The sequence below is a fragment of the Alteromonas sp. H02 genome, from assembly GCF_059682525.1.
Genome location: NZ_CM185021.1, coordinates 994,312 through 1,010,049, shown reverse-complemented (window position 1 = coordinate 1,010,049; position 15,738 = coordinate 994,312). Strand labels below are relative to the sequence as shown.

General features: G+C 48.7%; 13 protein-coding genes and 1 pseudogene. 6 read left to right on the top strand and 8 right to left on the bottom strand.

The genetic code is table 11. From position 1 onward, the window contains the following. Nucleotide 1 precedes the first annotated feature (1 nt). From AC566Q_RS04580 to AC566Q_RS04570, 3 genes and pseudogenes are all read right to left on the bottom strand, one after another. Nucleotides 2–202 carry a DUF1656 domain-containing protein gene (locus AC566Q_RS04580; RefSeq protein WP_105934781.1) on the bottom strand — a complete coding sequence of 67 codons (201 nt, stop codon included), beginning with the start codon at nucleotides 200–202 and terminating at the stop codon, nucleotides 2–4. Then, nucleotides 193–2,182 (bottom strand): annotated as a pseudogene (locus tag AC566Q_RS04575) (FUSC family protein). The gene AC566Q_RS04580 and the pseudogene AC566Q_RS04575 overlap by 10 nt, the downstream one beginning before the upstream one ends. 89 nt (nucleotides 2,183–2,271) lie before the next feature. Beyond that, entirely contained in the window at nucleotides 2,272–2,769 is a 498-nt protein-coding gene (locus AC566Q_RS04570; RefSeq protein ID WP_170308477.1) for a MarR family winged helix-turn-helix transcriptional regulator, read from the bottom strand. Between the two features lie 280 nt (nucleotides 2,770–3,049). Here AC566Q_RS04570 and AC566Q_RS04565 point away from each other — a divergent pair, with 280 nt between their 5' ends. Further along, the gene (locus AC566Q_RS04565; RefSeq protein ID WP_499614167.1) at nucleotides 3,050–4,063 is read left to right on the top strand and encodes a zinc-dependent alcohol dehydrogenase family protein; all 1,014 of its coding nucleotides are present in this window, start codon (nucleotides 3,050–3,052) and stop codon (nucleotides 4,061–4,063) included. Between the two features lie 156 nt (nucleotides 4,064–4,219). On the opposite strand, the gene uxuA is transcribed toward AC566Q_RS04565, so the two are convergent. After that, nucleotides 4,220–5,392 carry a mannonate dehydratase gene (gene uxuA, locus AC566Q_RS04560; RefSeq protein ID WP_105934914.1) on the bottom strand — a complete coding sequence of 391 codons (1,173 nt, stop codon included), beginning with the start codon at nucleotides 5,390–5,392 and terminating at the stop codon, nucleotides 4,220–4,222. Between the two features lie 216 nt (nucleotides 5,393–5,608). On the opposite strand from uxuA, the gene AC566Q_RS04555 reads away from it, so the two are divergent. From AC566Q_RS04555 to AC566Q_RS04545, 3 genes are all read left to right on the top strand, one after another. Further along, the gene (locus AC566Q_RS04555) at nucleotides 5,609–6,505 is read left to right on the top strand and encodes a LysR family transcriptional regulator (protein WP_499614163.1); all 897 of its coding nucleotides are present in this window, start codon (nucleotides 5,609–5,611) and stop codon (nucleotides 6,503–6,505) included. 100 nt (nucleotides 6,506–6,605) lie between these two features. Beyond that, nucleotides 6,606–7,877 (top strand): hypothetical protein, encoded by a 1,272-nt coding sequence (locus AC566Q_RS04550; RefSeq protein ID WP_499614160.1) that lies wholly within the window; start codon nucleotides 6,606–6,608, stop codon nucleotides 7,875–7,877. A gap of 83 nt (nucleotides 7,878–7,960) precedes the next feature. After that, entirely contained in the window at nucleotides 7,961–8,563 is a 603-nt protein-coding gene (locus AC566Q_RS04545; protein WP_499614157.1) for an outer membrane beta-barrel protein, read from the top strand. Between the two features lie 30 nt (nucleotides 8,564–8,593). Here AC566Q_RS04545 and nei read toward each other — a convergent pair whose 3' ends face one another. Next, entirely contained in the window at nucleotides 8,594–9,418 is an 825-nt protein-coding gene (nei, locus tag AC566Q_RS04540; protein WP_499614155.1) for an endonuclease VIII, read from the bottom strand. A 68-nt stretch (nucleotides 9,419–9,486) separates the two neighbouring features. Continuing rightward, nucleotides 9,487–9,957 carry a hypothetical protein gene (locus AC566Q_RS04535; protein ID WP_499614152.1) on the bottom strand — a complete coding sequence of 157 codons (471 nt, stop codon included), beginning with the start codon at nucleotides 9,955–9,957 and terminating at the stop codon, nucleotides 9,487–9,489. Nucleotides 9,958–10,382: 425 nt separating this feature from the next. Between AC566Q_RS04535 and katG the strand changes: the two genes are divergently transcribed. Further along, complete coding sequence (gene katG / locus AC566Q_RS04530; protein ID WP_499614149.1) at nucleotides 10,383–12,614, top strand: catalase/peroxidase HPI; 2,232 nt, start codon at nucleotides 10,383–10,385, stop codon at nucleotides 12,612–12,614. A 56-nt stretch (nucleotides 12,615–12,670) separates the two neighbouring features. On the opposite strand, the gene AC566Q_RS04525 is transcribed toward katG, so the two are convergent. Then, entirely contained in the window at nucleotides 12,671–12,856 is a 186-nt protein-coding gene (locus AC566Q_RS04525; RefSeq protein ID WP_499614146.1) for a hypothetical protein, read from the bottom strand. A 279-nt stretch (nucleotides 12,857–13,135) separates the two neighbouring features. Between AC566Q_RS04525 and yjeH the strand changes: the two genes are divergently transcribed. Beyond that, the gene (yjeH, locus tag AC566Q_RS04520) at nucleotides 13,136–14,383 is read left to right on the top strand and encodes an L-methionine/branched-chain amino acid transporter (RefSeq protein ID WP_499614143.1); all 1,248 of its coding nucleotides are present in this window, start codon (nucleotides 13,136–13,138) and stop codon (nucleotides 14,381–14,383) included. On the opposite strand, the gene AC566Q_RS04515 is transcribed toward yjeH, so the two are convergent. Beyond that, nucleotides 14,380–15,393, bottom strand: coding sequence for a LysR family transcriptional regulator (locus AC566Q_RS04515; RefSeq protein WP_499614140.1), 1,014 nt, complete (start codon nucleotides 15,391–15,393; stop codon nucleotides 14,380–14,382). The two genes, yjeH and AC566Q_RS04515, sit on opposite strands and share 4 nt — an antisense overlap. Between the last annotated feature and the right edge of the window lie 345 nt (nucleotides 15,394–15,738).

Genomic DNA, 15,738 nt, shown 5'->3' with positions numbered 1-15,738 from the left:
ATTAACCTACCAATTGAATAATCGCCAGCGCGTATAAGCTAATCATCAGCGCCATGCGAAATAGAGATGGATGCCACAACCAGCGGTACCAACCCATAACTACCAGCATGCGATCAATGACGATGAAAAAAGGAATTAAAGCAATAAGTAATAGTGCGGCACCGGGCAGATACACCCCGGCAAAAGAAAACGCTAGTGGCATGCTGCAACCCCTTCGTATGAATATTCGGCCATCGACAACGGCTCTTTTAACACGCTGCTTAGTAAAAAAAGGTGCTGCCGCACAGCGCCATAGGGCTCACTTCTCTCGAGCTCATCCAGCAAACTGCTCACTCTGTCTTGTATTGCCAGCATCTTATTTTGTGAGTACTCACTTTTACTGCAGGTATTTACTATTAAACGTATAAGTTCAGAAATAGCGAGTTTTTGGTGAGCCTGCGGTGGATGTTGGATGAGGTCATCACGTAATGCAATCACTGCATAACATAGCTCATTGGTATGTAATGCTGCGGCTAAAAATCGCTCCAGCACTTCGGGCCGGGAAGCAAAATGCTGTGACACCTGTACCGTGATATCACTGTTTCGACTGTGCACTTTTTGAGCCAACCCTTTTTCGCCATGCAACCCTGCCATCCTCACACTTTGTCCCAGCATGTTGAGATAGCGGCTGTACTGTGCTTGCGTGCCGACAATTTTAGGCATAAGCAGAAAACCACTGCACGCGGTGATCACCCCAACAATCGCAGCCAGCATTTCATTAAAAAAACGTGTGTAGTCAAGGCTGACTACCGGACCAATATTGAGTGCCACCAGAAAACCCATTAGCAGCGGTATAGCCAGCCCTATCCCGCCCGGTAAGGTAGCGATATAAAACATCCAGCAGATAAGGGGCTGTGCCAATCACAAACATTGGGTATGTGGTAAATGTGGGCAGCATAACGAAACAACTAAGTGCCAGGAATGGCGCGATACTGTGCCCCACCGCGGCCATTTTTACTGCCGCCAGCGGATTAGGCAGCGGCGCCAACATCATGCTGAGCGCCACAACAATAAATACGGCTATAGCACCTGCCTGCCAATGGCTGTTTACCCATATTAAGCTAACCACCTCAGTAACCAAAAAGGTCCGGAAAAAGGTGAGTCTTACCACCGACGAATCAAATACACTGCTAAACCTTACTTTACTGAGCGCAGCAGCTTCAGTATGACGCCGCTTACTGGCCACCAGAAAAGCACGCAAACAAAGAGTCAGGGATTTAGTCACTTTTTCCAGCAAAATTATGCCGGCTTCAAGTTCAGTGTTTACCTTGCTGTGATCGTCGTATGCTTTATGGGCGCCTCTTTGCAACTGTTCTGAGTACTGATGGAGGCGTGCCAGGATATTTTCTCTATCCTCCTCCCTCTCTAGTATGTCTACCAACGGCTGGCTGCTCCGGTTGATAACCAGCAGGCTTGAGGAAGCATTGTTGGCCAGACGTTGCTTTAGCTTTTGTAATGTCTGCAAGTGGGTGATTGTTTCAAGATAATAATAGTTACTCAGCCGTAGGGGCCGACTGAGGCTACTTAACCACGGTCCTTCAAACTTTGCATTGGCGAGCAGATCTTCAAAGTTCATGGCGTCTGAAGTGGTTTCCCGGTAAATCGCGAGGGCTTGCCTGGAATGCTGCCCCTGCGACAACGTATGGTGTACTTCTGCAAGTAAGTTGCTGATGTTTGCCTCAACCTGTTTTTTAACCTGACCTCGGAGCTGACGGGGGAACAACCCGTCGAATACCAGCGTCGTCACTCCAAGTCCGAGCACCACTTCAAAAAAGCGGTGAATAGCCACATCAAAAATCGCATGGGGATTACCCAGTACCGGCAGGGTTATCATGGCTACCGTGTAGCCTCCAAGCACAAAGGTATAGCCACGAAAACCTTTGAACATAAGCGCTCCGGCAGCACAAAGGCCACTCCACAGAGCAATAGCCGTTATCAGGAACTGTGGCTGTTGTGGAAACATAGCCACCAGTGTGACCGAGGCGACCGTACCAATAACCGTTCCAAGGATCCGGTAGAAACTCTTCGCCATAACCATACCGGACTGACTATTCATAACGACTACCACGGTTAGCATGGACGTCATTGGTGATGGCAGCTCCAGTAGCATGGCCAGCCCGGTTGCCAGATATAACGACAACATAGCCTTAAGTACAAATAACCAGGGCTCACGGTTCGCTTTAACGCCCTGAAAAAGCGGAGTTACTATTTGTTGATAAAGTGCCTGGTTTTTCACTGTATTTCTTTACTCACACTTTGAAGCAACAACTTTAGCGAGGCCTCAAGATTTTCCCTTTGGGGCTGGTTAACACCGGCAAATATACTGCGTAATTGCGCGGAGATGTCTGGCAAAAGTTGCTTCAGAAGCGCTCTGCCCTCTTCATTCAGATTCAGCAGCCAAACTCGCCGATCGATTGGGCTGACACGTCTTTCAATCAACCCTTTGGCAAATAACTGATCCGTTACCCGGGTGATATTCGACGGCTTCTCACCGGTTAGGGCAATCACTTCTGACACCGTCAGGCCATCTTCAGATCCTTCCAGCATCGTCAGCGTATTGTACTCTGATAATGACAGGCCGTATTTTCGTAATTGCTGATGAGCATTGTCAGCCATGAGTTTATCCAACATACGAATAAGCCGGACAAGTAACGCCTCCGACAGAGAATATTCAGGGTGGCGCTGACTGAAGGCAGTTAACTGTTTTTCGATATCAGAAAATGGGGTCATTGGCGATTTCACTCTTTGGCACTGAATAAACGGACAAACAGTACTTTTTTGCATGGAATTTAGTTCATTAATGTAATATTAATTTATGAAGTTAATTGGTGTCCAACTTAAAGCTCCTATTTGAGATGAGCGTCATATTTTTGCGAATAACAACTCTGAAATTGCTACTTTAGGCCCTATTTTGTTAACCAACGCTGTGATAGCATGGCGCAAGTAAGCGTTAAACTAACCTGTGTTGCGACACGTAAATGTAGATCCCTGAACAAAGAGAGTAATCACTATGCGAGCAATAATTACCGCTGATCCGGATAACGGACTTGATGGCCTGAAAGTAACGGATATCCCGGAGCCGGCAGCCCCGAAGGGCGATCAGATCCTGGTAAGGTTACTGGGCAGCTCACTGAACTTTCATGATCTCGGCGTAGCCATGGGCACACTGAATAAAGTCCAGGATCGCATTCTACTGGCCGACGGTGCCGGGATCGTAGAAGCGGTTGGCGACGCGGTAACTGATTTTACTCCTGGCGATGAAGTAGTCTCTTGTTTCTTCCCTGACTGGCAGGCTGGCGGTCCGCAAATTGGTGATTTTAGCCGCACACCGGGCGATGGTATCGACGGCTACGCCCGCGACAAGGTAGTGACGCCGCAGAGCTGGTTTACCAAAGCCCCTAAAGGATGGACCGCCACCGAATCCTCTACCATCACCACCGCAGGCCTGACCGCGTGGCGAGCTCTGGTCACGGAAGGAAATATCAAAGCTGGCGACAAGGTCTTACTGTTAGGCACTGGTGGGGTTTCTGTCTACGCGCTGCAACTGGCGAAAGGTATGGGCGCGAAAGTAGCAATCACGTCTTCCAGTAACGATAAACTCGAACAGGCCAAAGCGCTTGGTGCAGACTTTACCGTTAACTATAAAGAAGATGAGAATTGGGGAGAAACCGTTGCACAATGGTCTGCGGGCGGTGTGGATGTGGTAGTAGAAGTGGGCGGCCCTGGCACGCTAACCCAAAGCATTACTGCCTGTCGTGTAGGCGGTAAAATTGTACTCATCGGGGTGCTTACCGGCAAGACCGGTGATATTCCCACGGCGCTTATGATGCTTAAACAAATTCGCTTGCAGGGAATTGTTGTGGGTAACCGTCAGGAACAACAGGACATGGTTAAAGCCCTGGAACAACTGGCTATTAAACCGGTGATCGATAAAACGTTTGCGCTGGAAGAGCTTGCGGATGCGTTCCGTTACGAACTATCGGCCGCGCATTTTGGCAAAATTGCTATCGACTATACGCGCTAAACCAACCTGTATTCCAGGAACAGTGTGCGTAGAGCGGAGAAAGCGCTCCGGGCACACTTTTCACAAAGCACATCGCTTAACACGCGAATTTGGTAAGGCCGATTAACCTCTCCGCCCCTGCAACGTCGCTGCAAGCAATACTTGATAATCTTTCTATCAGCCCTGAAGCTGCTCCAGCACGTGAATAGCCCCGCGTAGTTCAGCAAGCGCTTTCATCCTGCCGGCATAGGAGTAGCCCGGTTTAACCCCGGCCTTGTCCATTTCATCTTCGAGCAAATGGCCGTGATCAGGGCGCATAGGAATAACATCGCCACCGGCTCCGCGTTGCTTCTCTGCATCCAGCAATGCCTGAATCAGGCCTATCATATCGTTGTCGCCATCGAGATGATCCGATTCATAAAAGGAACCGTCGTCCTCCCGTTTCACATTTCGTAAATGAACAAAGAAAATACGAGGGCCGAATTCGCGTACCATTTCCACCAGATCATTATCAGCTCGCGCACCATATGAGCCGGCACACAATGTCAGGCCATTGCAGGCACTCGGTACTGCAGCAAGCAAAGCTTTGGCATCATCGGCCGTTGAAACAACCCTTGGCAAACCAAATAACGAGAACGGCGGGTCATCAGGATGGATACACAACTTAATTCCATAAGCTTCAGCTGTTGGCATGATGTCCTTAAGAAACAAAAACAAATTTTGTCGGTACCCTTCTGTACCGATTGCAGTAAATTGCTGAATAGCCTGTTTAATACCCTGCCTGTCATAACAACCTTCACCACCAGGCAAACCGGCAATAATGTTTTTTTCCAGTAATTCGCGCTCGGCTTCGTTCATTGCCCGAAAGCGTTCTTCTGCCCGTTCCAGTTGTAACGTCGTGTAGTCTGACTCAGCGCCAGGGCGCTCTAAAATAAACACGTCGTATGCAACAAAGTCAGTCATTTCAAAGCGCAGTGCCTGACTCGAATTGGGTAACGTGTAACTTAAGTTTGTACGCGTCCAGTCGACCACTGGCATAAAATTATAACAAACCGTGTATATGCCATTTTTACCAAGGTTAGCCAGTGAATCTTTATAGTTACTGATGAAGCGCTGATAATCACCGGAGCGGGTCTTAATATCGTTATGTAAGGGCACGCTCTCCACCACACTCCATTGAAGGCCAGCCGCCTTTATCATGTCGAGGCGGGCTTTGATAAGTGCTTCAGGCCAGATCTCACCGGTAGGTACTTCACTCAGAGCCGTTACAATACCCGACGCTCCCGCCTGTCGTATTTTGCTTAACGTTATTGCATCATCTGGTCCGAACCAGCGCCATGTTTCCAGCATAGAAAAATCCTCGGGGAGAGTTAAACAAGTAGTCGGTTTACAGTCGATCACCACAATGGCAAGGTGGCCTTACCAATATACTTGCATTTGCGGTTTTTGTAACGGCTTTAGTTGTGAGGCTACTACCCGTATACAACAATTACCCGTCAACGGCCCTTTTTGATTAAAAAAAGTGATAGAATCGGGAAAAACAATGAAAATTATGCATAGTTAAAAATGATAGAGCGATTCCATTTACAACTTCTCACCGCGGTAGATGAATATGGCACCCTGACACTGGCAGCAGAAAAATTGTTTCTTAGCCAGTCTGCACTGAGCCACAGCATCAAAAAGCTGGAGCAACAGTTGGGCACACCAGTATGGGAAAAAGACGGCCGTAAACTTCGCCTCACCCAGGCAGGACGACAAATTCTGATCCTGGCAAAACGTTTATTACCCCAGTTTGAACACACCGAACTATTACTGACTCAGATAGCCAAAGGTCAGCGCGGTTCATTGCGCATAGGCATGGAATGTCACCCTTGCTATCAGTGGCTTTTAAAGGTAGTCAGCCCTTTTCTGGATACCTGGCCAGGTGTTGAAGTCGATGTTAAGCAGGAGTTTCAGTTTGGCGGCATGCGGGCTTTGTATGATTATGATATCGATGTACTGGTAACCCCTGACCCTTTGTTTAAAAGCGGTGTTACTTTCGAGCCAGTATTTGACTTTGAGCAGCGACTGGTAGTGAGTCACAATCATCCTCTGGCGAAGCTTGAGCAGATTGAGCCACACGACCTGCAGAATGAAACCCTGATCACTTATCCTGTAGAACCACAACGGCTGGATATTTTCAGTCAGTTTCTGGCCCCGGCAGGCTGCACTGTTAAACGCCACAGACACATAGAGGCAACCGAAATCATGTTGCAAATGGTCAGTGCCGGTCGTGGCGTTGCAGCGCTGCCAGGCTGGTTGGTTGACACCTATGCTGAATCCTTGCAACTGGTGAGTTTGCAATTAGGTGATGAGGGGATCATGAAGCATATTTACCTGGGAATGCGCAATAATGACGTCAATATTGACTACATAGCTGATTTTGTGCGCCTGGCAAAACAAACTGTAAATCAGGCTGATTAAGCGTAGATTTACGTTGAACGCCACCTGGTAACCGGGTATTTTTGCTAAACTAAGCGCATTTCTCGTTTAAGCATGACTCTTTGAGCCACTTATCATTGCCATGAAGCCGTATCACCCTGCCCGTTTCGCTGGCTGGCTAGCGTGTTTTACATTAATCACTTATCTGCTTTCGGTAGCCGGGTTACTGTCATCCGATATAGCCACCGTGGCGGCGTGGATTACCCTGCTTACCATGTTACCAGCGGTTAAAACATCGGCCAGAAAGCAGTCCACGGTGCTATTTCTGCTGGGCGTCGGCGGGATAGCCACAGGCTATTGGCAAGGTGCAGATATCAGCTGGCACAGTGTGTTTGCTGCCAATGTACCGCTGTTAACCATGTTCGTGGCAATTACATTCTTATCCTTAACCAATGCCCCGGGCGGAGACGAACACCTCCCCACCGGCAGCAAGGCGGCAGCCATTACCGCCTTTGGCACCACATTACTCGGCGCCGTGATCAACATGTCGGTTATCTTTGTGTTTGGCGACCGACTAAAACGTAACGGCACGTTAACCGATGCCCAACAAATTCTGTTGGCCCGCTGTTTTACTGCCGCAGCCTGGTGGTCCCCGTTTTTTATTGCCACTGGCGTAGCACTTATGTATGCCCCCGGAATGGCCTGGAAAGCAACCGTTGCCCCTGGCGCCATCATGGCTTTGCTGGGCATTGGCTATACATTAGTGGATGTCAATCGCAAGTCCACAACTCGTTTTGAAGGCTATCCACTGAAAGCAGAAAGCCTGATAATACCGGTGTTAATGGCGGCTGCCGTACTCATATTGCACCACTATTTCCCGCAGATCCGAATAATGGTTCTAATCAGTCTGCTGTCAGTGCTCGGCGCTTTGCTGTTTATGCAGGAACGCCCCCGCAGGCTAACGTTGAAAGACTTCGTAGATAACCGGCTGCATAGTGCAGGCCCGCAGTTTGCGCTTTTTCTTGCTGCCGGAGTCTTTTCGGCTGGCATCAAAGCCATGCTTGCCTTGTCTCCTGACCTCATAGACCTGCACCAGTTCAGTTTCGATGCCAGTATGTTTGCTGTCATTCTCGCTCTTATGATCATTGCAGGACTGCTCGGCGTTCATCCGGTAATCAGTATTGCGGTAGTAAGCCCGGTACTGCTGCCGTTAAGCCCAAACACCACCAGCCTGGGGTTTATGTTTCTTTCTACCTGGGCTATTTCCACAGGCTCGGGGCCGCTGTCAGGAATAGGCCTTATCCTGACCGGCCGCTACGGTGCTTCATCACGCCGTATTATCGCTAACAACTGGCACTATGTTATCACTATGTGGGCACTTGCCAGTCTGGTAAACGGGTTGTTGCTGGCCTGAATAACTGGCGAAGCTTTACCACAATTTGACCCCGCTTTAAGTATCTTTACCGCACATTTTGGTAAACACTTAAGGACTCCCCTATGAAAAAACATACCATCAAAACCACTTTGGTAGCTTTGGCTTCAGTGATTAGCACCGTGGCTGCGGCCGATCCACTCGATTATGATTACCTGCAATTAGGTTATGCAGCGGGCGATTATGCCGACATCGAGCCATTTGACTTCAAAGGGCCAGAATTTGAAGGCAGCTATGATATTGGCCGGAATATATTTATTACCGGTAAATACCGTAGCGCTGACGATAAGGTTGATCAGTATACCCTGGATGAAACCAACTGGCAGGCTGGCGCTGGCTACTATTACCACTTCCGTCAGAATACCGTTATTGATGCCAGGCTGTATTACGGCGAGATCGACTTTAAACTCTCAGACAACGAGGCATCAGCCAAAGACGGTACGCATTTTTACAGCGTTGCCGGCAACGTGCGTCATCAGCTAACCGATGCTGTAGAATTATTTGGCGGCCTGGAAGTGCAAAAATGGCACGAAGGTTCAAACCAGAAAGCCTACCGACTGGGTGCTCAGTATGCTTTCGGCGCAACAAAACAATTTGTGCTGGGCGCAGAGTACACTAAGTTTTCCGACTCCGAGTGGTGCAAGTTGTTTGCGCGCTATGTGTTTTAACGCCCCTGAGGTTGTCCGTCACGTAACGGATTACCCGATCACCTGACATTGCGGGCAAAAATAGATCCTGCGGCTGCTTCGTTCAGCGCGCAGGATTGTTTCATTACAGCGCCTGCACGGCTGCCCTTCCCGGTCAAAAACCATAAACCTTTGTGCTTCATATTCAGCTGCCGAATGCCGCGCACGGACGGATGCAGCGATCGACGTAGTATAGCCTGCCGTTTCATATGAACGGTATGTAACCTGTAATGTTTGTTCCGCCAGGTGATTGATTTGCTTATCACTCAGGTGAGCGACCTTCTTATCAGGGTGAATACCGGCAAAAAACAAGATTTCACTACGCAGGTAATTGCCCATCCCGGCCAGAAAACCCTGGTCGAGATAAAGTGCCGCCAGGCTTCGATTGCGAAACTGCGAACTGGTTAATCTTTGTAGTATCACTTCCGGCGTGACCGTCTGATTGAGAATATCAGGGCCAAGTTTGCGTAAAAACGGATGTTCACTGAGTTTCTCGCGTGGCCACACACTGATATCGGATGCACTGTAAAGCAGTGCGCTATGCTCGTCAGTATGTAAGCCAAGACGAAGCGAGCGATTAGTTTCAGGCAACTCATCAAGGGGCACAATTACCCAGCGCCCATACAACTGATTGTGAGAATAAATACTCAGGTCGTTGTCAAAGTGCAGCAACATAGCTTTTCCCCGACAGCTCACTTGTGTTACTCGCTGGCCACTCAATTGAGACTGAAAAGGCTTTAATGACTGCAACCCGACGGTAACTTTATTGATCTTCTGGTTTTGTAAAACATTAGCTAAGGCATCGGCGCTTTGGCGGATCTCTGGGCCTTCTGGCACGGCTTATTTCCCGAAACAGCATTAAGATGTGCCTTATACGTGAAAGGGCAGGATTTTGGATGAAAGGTTCAGGCCTGCCACTGCCAGTCTTCGTGGCGCAGCCCCAGAGCCTCGACAAAGTGAAGATAGTCGGTACGCCCCATAGCCCGGGCAACCGTTTTAAACTGTGATTTTGCCTTAATGCCTTTTACCTGCAACAGTTCAAGGCGTTTATCGGCATTGCCGTCAAACTGTGAGTCAAGGATTTTCGCGGCTTTGCTGTGGGCATCCCAGTATTCCAGAACATACCCTATCAGGCGTTTAAAGATCCCAGGCATTCGCTTATCTTCGAGCGGCCCGGCCAGACCAGCGTTAATCACTGCTTTTTGAAATGAAGACACGGTTTCTGACTGCACCGCCATCTCAAGTGCTTCGAGTACGCGCTGAATGTCTTTTAATAATTTCACATGTACCAGACTGCCATACTCATTTCCATCGAGCATTTCTATATCAGTTAACAGCATATCCAGATTAACCAGATGTCGTTGTATTGTTCCCATGGTCCATAACGATGTGGTGAAGGCGACGCGCCGGCAAACCTGAAGAATACCACGAACTTTAATCAGGTTTCACCGGCTTTCCTTACCTGGTTGTTAAAAGCCAGACAAATGAACACTGCTGTGTCGCGAAAGTGACAAAAAAAGTTTTAACTTCCGTCACCACTACCCGGCGCGCCTGTTAAAAGTGTTAATTTTTTGTATCAATCAGGATTAAAAGGATAGTTGTAACTATTTTTAAAAGTGTATACCACCATTTAAAGAGGACATCATTAATTATTAAAAACATATAGTTACTTACTTTTTGTTTTTTCAATCAAGTGCATCTGATTTTTTAATTATGCAAATCCCCGTTCCTCGTTAACACTTATAAATGTTAACAAACATTGTATTTGTACATTGTTCACATTCGATACGAGGAAGGACAAATGAAATTGAAAAAGACTTTATCTTTGGCGGCAGCCGTGGCCATTGCGATGTCACCGGTAGTGCTGACATCCCCCGCCTACGCTGATGCTGCAGAGCCAAAAGCCAATAGTTTTTGGTGGCCGGATCAGCTTGACCTGAGTCAGCTACGCGCCCACGGGGTAGAATCTAATCCCTACGGTGAAGACTTCGATTACGCCAAAGAGTTTAACTCACTGGATCTGGAAGCGGTAAAAGCCGATTTACGTAAAGTGCTGACTGACTCACAGGATTGGTGGCCGGCAGATTACGGGCACTATGGACCCTTCTTCATTCGTATGGCCTGGCACGCTGCCGGTACCTACCGTATCCACGATGGCCGCGGCGGCGCGGGTGGCGGACAACAACGTTTTGATCCTCTGAACAGCTGGCCGGATAACGTGAACCTCGATAAAGCCCGCCGTTTGATATGGCCTGTAAAACAAAAGTACGGCCGTAAGATCTCATGGGCCGACCTGATGGCATTAACCGGTAATGTGGCGCTGGAAGACATGGGCTTTAAAACCTTCGGTTATGCCGGTGGTCGTGAAGACGACTGGGAACCGGATTACGTATACTGGGGTCCTGAAGAAAAAATGCTGACCGACGATCGTCGTGACAAGTTTGGCAAACTGAAAGGGCCTTTAGCAGCCGTTGAGATGGGTCTGATTTACGTTAACCCGGAAGGTCCACACGGAAACCCGGATCCGCTGGCAGCCGCTAAAGATATTCGCATGTCATTTGGCCGTATGGCGATGAATGATGAAGAAATAGTGGCACTGATTGCTGGCGGTCACACCTTTGGTAAAGCTCACGGCGCCAAAAAGCCAGCCGATTGTGTGGGCGCTGAACCCGCAGCAGCTGATATTGAAGAACAAGGCTTTGGCTGGAAAAACAAATGCGGCAAAGGCCATTCAGAAGACACCACAAGTAGTGGCCTGGAAGGCGCCTGGACAGTCACTCCAACCCAGTGGACAACAAATTATCTGGATAACCTGTTCAGCTTCAATTGGGTGAAAACCAAGAGCCCGGCGGGTGCTACCCAGTGGATCCCGGACGATCCGGCTGCTGCCAACATGGTACCCGACGCTCATGTGAAGGGTAAGCGCCACGCGCCTATCATGTTTACCACTGACATCGCGATCAAGAAAGACCCGGAGTTCCGTAAAATTGCAGAACGTTTCCGCGCCGATCCGGCGGAGTATGAACTGGCCTTCGCCAAAGCCTGGTTTAAGCTGAATCACCGTGATTTGGGTCCTCGTGCCCGTTATTTAGGTGATGAGGTACCGGAAGAAGTACTGGTATGGCAGGACCCGGTTCCAGAAGTTAACCACGAACTGGTCACTGATGCTGATGTACGCAAACTGAAAGCTGACATTCTGGACACTGGTTTAAGCGTATCTGAGTTGGTAAGAGTAGCCTGGGCATCAGCTGCCAGCTTCCGCGGCACCGACATGCGTGGTGGTGCAAATGGCGCTCGTGTTCGTTTAGCACCACAGAATGGCTGGGCGGTAAACAACCCGAAAGAACTCGATAAAGTGCTGTTAGAACTTGAAAAGGTAAAGCGTGACTTTAATCGTAAGGCTTCAGGCAACAAGCGTATCTCCACCGCAGACATTATTGTTCTGGCGGGTGCCGCAGCCATTGAAAAAGCCGCGAAAGATGCAGGCCACTCTATCAAAGTTCCTTTCGTACCGGGCCGTATGGATGCTTCACAAGAAATGACCGACGTACAGTCTTTTGCTGTACTGGAGCCTACTGCTGATGCATTCCGTAACTTTTATGACCCAGAAATGAACTACCTGTCACCAACCGAAATGCTGGTTGAGCGGGCTGACTACCTGAATCTGTCGGTACCGGAGATGACTGCACTGCTTGGCGGTATGCGTGTTCTCGACGCCAACTATAAAGGGATGGATCATGGTGTACTCACCAACACCCCGGGTAAACTGAACAATGCATTCTTCACCAACCTGCTGGACATGGGTACCAAATGGAATAAGACCAATGACGAAGGTGTGTATAAAGGCGTAGACCGTGCGTCGGGTAAAGCCAAATGGACTGCCACACCGGTGGATCTGATTTTTGGTTCCAACTCCGAACTGCGTGCAATTGCTGAGGTTTATGCTTCTGCTGACGCTGAGAAAAAGTTTGTCGCAGACTTCGTAGATGCATGGGTAAAAGTAATGCAGAACGATCGCTTCGACCTGAAGTAATCCGTAATTGCTAAATAACAAACAGGTGGCACTCAGCCACCTGTTTTTTTATGTTTCTAGGGTAGATATCCGGCGACTTCCAGCACCTGTCTTACCTGTCCTTCTGTAATACCGCTTGGACAAACACCGCGATTGATCAATTCCTCACGGATCACCGATGGATCGCAGGGCGATAGTACCTCGACTTCCTTTTTGATGTACTTAGCCAGTTGCTGTTGCAGTTGTCGGGTTAAACAAGACATAAATACCTCTTATACGCTTTGCCTGAGTCAGACACCATCCAGGATTGGCGAGCCAAAAGTCACTTAATGACTGTTAGGCGACATTATGCTTCACTGCAGCATAAACCGGGCCACTGTCATTTTTATTATTCGAATCAGAGACATGGAGAAATATAGCAATCCGGCGACCAGTCAGAGTGTCAAAATATTCGACAAATGTGACCACCATAAAGAAAAACTGCCACGATAGAGTAGATAAAACGCTATAATCGCGAACCTCGGCATCCACTGACACTTGCTATGAGCCACTCTTCACAAAAAATCGGCCGCTGGCACGGCGCTGGCTTATTAACCACCACTCTGCTCGGTACCAGTGTGTTTATCCTGCCACAGATGACCATCGGGCTCGCCGGTCATTATGCATTATTAAGCTGGGTGCTGCTTATTCTGGCCATTCTCCCGGTGGCAATGGTATTTGCCAAACTGTCCTCACAGCATCCGCATGCCGGTGGTCCGGCTTTCTTTGTGGAAAAGGCCTTTGGCGTTACCGCTGGCAGAACCATCGGGATGTTGTTTTTGTTTGTAGTACCCATCGGGGCACCCGCCGCCATCATAATGACCTATTGGTTTATTGAAACCCTGCTACAACTCAACGCCGCCTGGTCGCTGCCGGTCCAGCTGGCTATTTTAGGACTACTGCTGGTGCTGAACTATCGGGGGGTTCAGTTTTCGGCCACCTTACAGCTTGGCCTGACACTTATTATTACTCTGGTGGTTTGCGCTCTGGTTATTGGCGGCAGCCTTATGCCAGCTCCAGCGACTCTGACTTCTTCCGCTTTTCAGCTGGACAGCACGTTAGCGGCAATGGGCCTGGCGTTCTGGAGCTTTTTAGGCATTGAAGCTTTATCCCACTTGGCTAATGATTTTCGGGATCCGAAACGGGATCTGGTGCCAGCAATTATGCTTGGCACGCTGTTAGTGGGCGTTATCTATATTGGCTGCACTTATCTGCTGCTCGATGTCAGCACAGAAAATACCCTGGCCATGGTGGCCGTGTTCAACCAGATTGTTGGCGGTAATGGTGCTTACGTGATTGGTGTACTGGGCGTTGCCGGTGGCCTGGCTACGGTGAATGTTTACACGGCCAGTTTGTCCCGGCTAACCTGGAGCCTGAGTCAGGACGGCGTGTTGCCCGCATACTTCAATACCCTTAACCGGTATGGTGTGCCACAGCGAGCTTTGCAGGCTATTTTACTGATCATGTCGATGACGCTGATCATCACCCACTTTTCAACGCACAACCTGGAAGATCTGATTGGCTGGGTGAATGGTGTTTTTGTGCTGATTTATCTGGCCAGTATGCTAGCCGCGCTAAAACTACTGTCACCAGCGCATCGTCCGCTGGTATATTTTGGCTGCCTGTTTTGTAGCATTGTCGCCCTGGGCCTGGGCAGTAAAATGCTTTATGCCCTGGCTTTATTTACTCTGTTTGCGCCCTTATTGTGGTATCAACAGCGGCACCTCAGCCTGAAACGCCCGGGTTGCTAGAGCACGCTAACAGTCGATGACGATGCGAAGCCCATGGACCGCGCGTCGCTTTTAGGCACTTTATTGAGTAAGTTACCGCGCCAGTGGCCACAAGCCTGCTCGGTACTGCTCGCCTCCTGAATAATACTCAACATCTTCACAATGGCGTCGGTCATAGCAAAATTGCTGTTAGTGGCGGCCAGTACCTGCCGCTTCATATCGGGTTGGGTGATTTTCAGCGACTTTATCACCTTGCTTTCTTCCAGGTGGTACATCGCAGAAGACGGCAAAATCATCAGCCCTTCGCCCTGAATAACCTGACGCAGTCCGGTCATCAGTTGCCCTGAGTAGGCTTTATCATGCTTAAGGGCTACGCCTGTGTCATGTTCATATTTCTCGATCAGGCGTCCGAGGGCATCTTTTGGCCCCGGCGTTAGCAGTTCGAACTGACTCAATTCCCAGAAACAAATCGTGTCGCGGTTTTGCAATAACTGATAATAGGCGGAGGCTTCGTTAACGCCCACTACCAGATACATAAATTCTTCAATTAGCGGGTAGGCCGACATAAAACGTGATTCAACTTCCTGCTCGTAAGTCAGCGCGATATCCACCTGATTGGTCTTCAGCCACTCTTTTACCGCGTAGGACGGGCCTGTGCTGATCTCAAGTTTTAGCTGGGGATGAAACTCATTAACCATGGCAATTAACGACATCGACAGTACATTGCCAATCGACGGCAACATACCAACACGAACAACACCATGCTGATTTGCGGCTAACTGATGTAATTCCATTTTAGCGGCATTGATGTCTTCGATCAGTTTCTTCGCGTGTTTTTCGAAAACCTCGCCGGCTGCCGTCAGACTCACTCCTTTAAAGCTTCTCTCAAACAGGGCACTACCCATTTCCCGTTCCAGATTGGCCAATTGCTGACTGATCGCAGGTTGTGCGATATCCAGTTCCCTCGCTGCAGCGGCAATACTTCCTTTTTGAACCGTAACAAGAAAATACTGAAGCTGTTTGGAATTCATTTATAGACTACTCAACTCGTCAACTTTTATGGCAAACTGCTGTAAATCATAGGTTTGTTACATTTCAACCAACCTACAGCGAATCGGTCACTTTCATTTTTAATTTCAGCAAGTTACATGCCACCAAATGGTCAGGTTCAGCCTTTAATTTGTTAAGTTTTTGTAGCCCTCTCATTTATTATAAAATATTTTATTTGCTATAGATGATACTAAACCTTTGTTTTTAATATAATTTTTTCACACCTCAATATTTTCTTTATAACCCTCAACATTCTTTTTTCTTCCTGAAACACTTGCTCTTTTTTTAGTCTCTGTATTGTCGTCAGCAACGTCTGACGCGCTCAT

Bases quoted from the DNA above. Each gene is read 5' to 3' on its own strand.
- AC566Q_RS04580 (WP_105934781.1), bottom strand. From the start codon at position 202: ATGCCACTAGCGTTTTCTTTTGCCGGGGTGTATCTGCCCGGTGCCGCA.
- AC566Q_RS04570 (WP_170308477.1), bottom strand. From the start codon at position 2,769: ATGACCCCATTTTCTGATATCGAAAAACAGTTAACTGCCTTCAGTCAG.
- AC566Q_RS04565 (WP_499614167.1), top strand. From the start codon at position 3,050: ATGCGAGCAATAATTACCGCTGATCCGGATAACGGACTTGATGGCCTG.
- uxuA (WP_105934914.1), bottom strand. From the start codon at position 5,392: ATGCTGGAAACATGGCGCTGGTTCGGACCAGATGATGCAATAACGTTA.
- AC566Q_RS04555 (WP_499614163.1), top strand. From the start codon at position 5,609: ATGATAGAGCGATTCCATTTACAACTTCTCACCGCGGTAGATGAATAT.
- AC566Q_RS04550 (WP_499614160.1), top strand. From the start codon at position 6,606: ATGAAGCCGTATCACCCTGCCCGTTTCGCTGGCTGGCTAGCGTGTTTT.
- AC566Q_RS04545 (WP_499614157.1), top strand. From the start codon at position 7,961: ATGAAAAAACATACCATCAAAACCACTTTGGTAGCTTTGGCTTCAGTG.
- AC566Q_RS04535 (WP_499614152.1), bottom strand. From the start codon at position 9,957: ATGGGAACAATACAACGACATCTGGTTAATCTGGATATGCTGTTAACT.
- katG (WP_499614149.1), top strand. From the start codon at position 10,383: ATGAAATTGAAAAAGACTTTATCTTTGGCGGCAGCCGTGGCCATTGCG.
- AC566Q_RS04525 (WP_499614146.1), bottom strand. From the start codon at position 12,856: ATGTCTTGTTTAACCCGACAACTGCAACAGCAACTGGCTAAGTACATC.
- yjeH (WP_499614143.1), top strand. From the start codon at position 13,136: ATGAGCCACTCTTCACAAAAAATCGGCCGCTGGCACGGCGCTGGCTTA.
- AC566Q_RS04515 (WP_499614140.1), bottom strand. From the start codon at position 15,393: ATGAATTCCAAACAGCTTCAGTATTTTCTTGTTACGGTTCAAAAAGGA.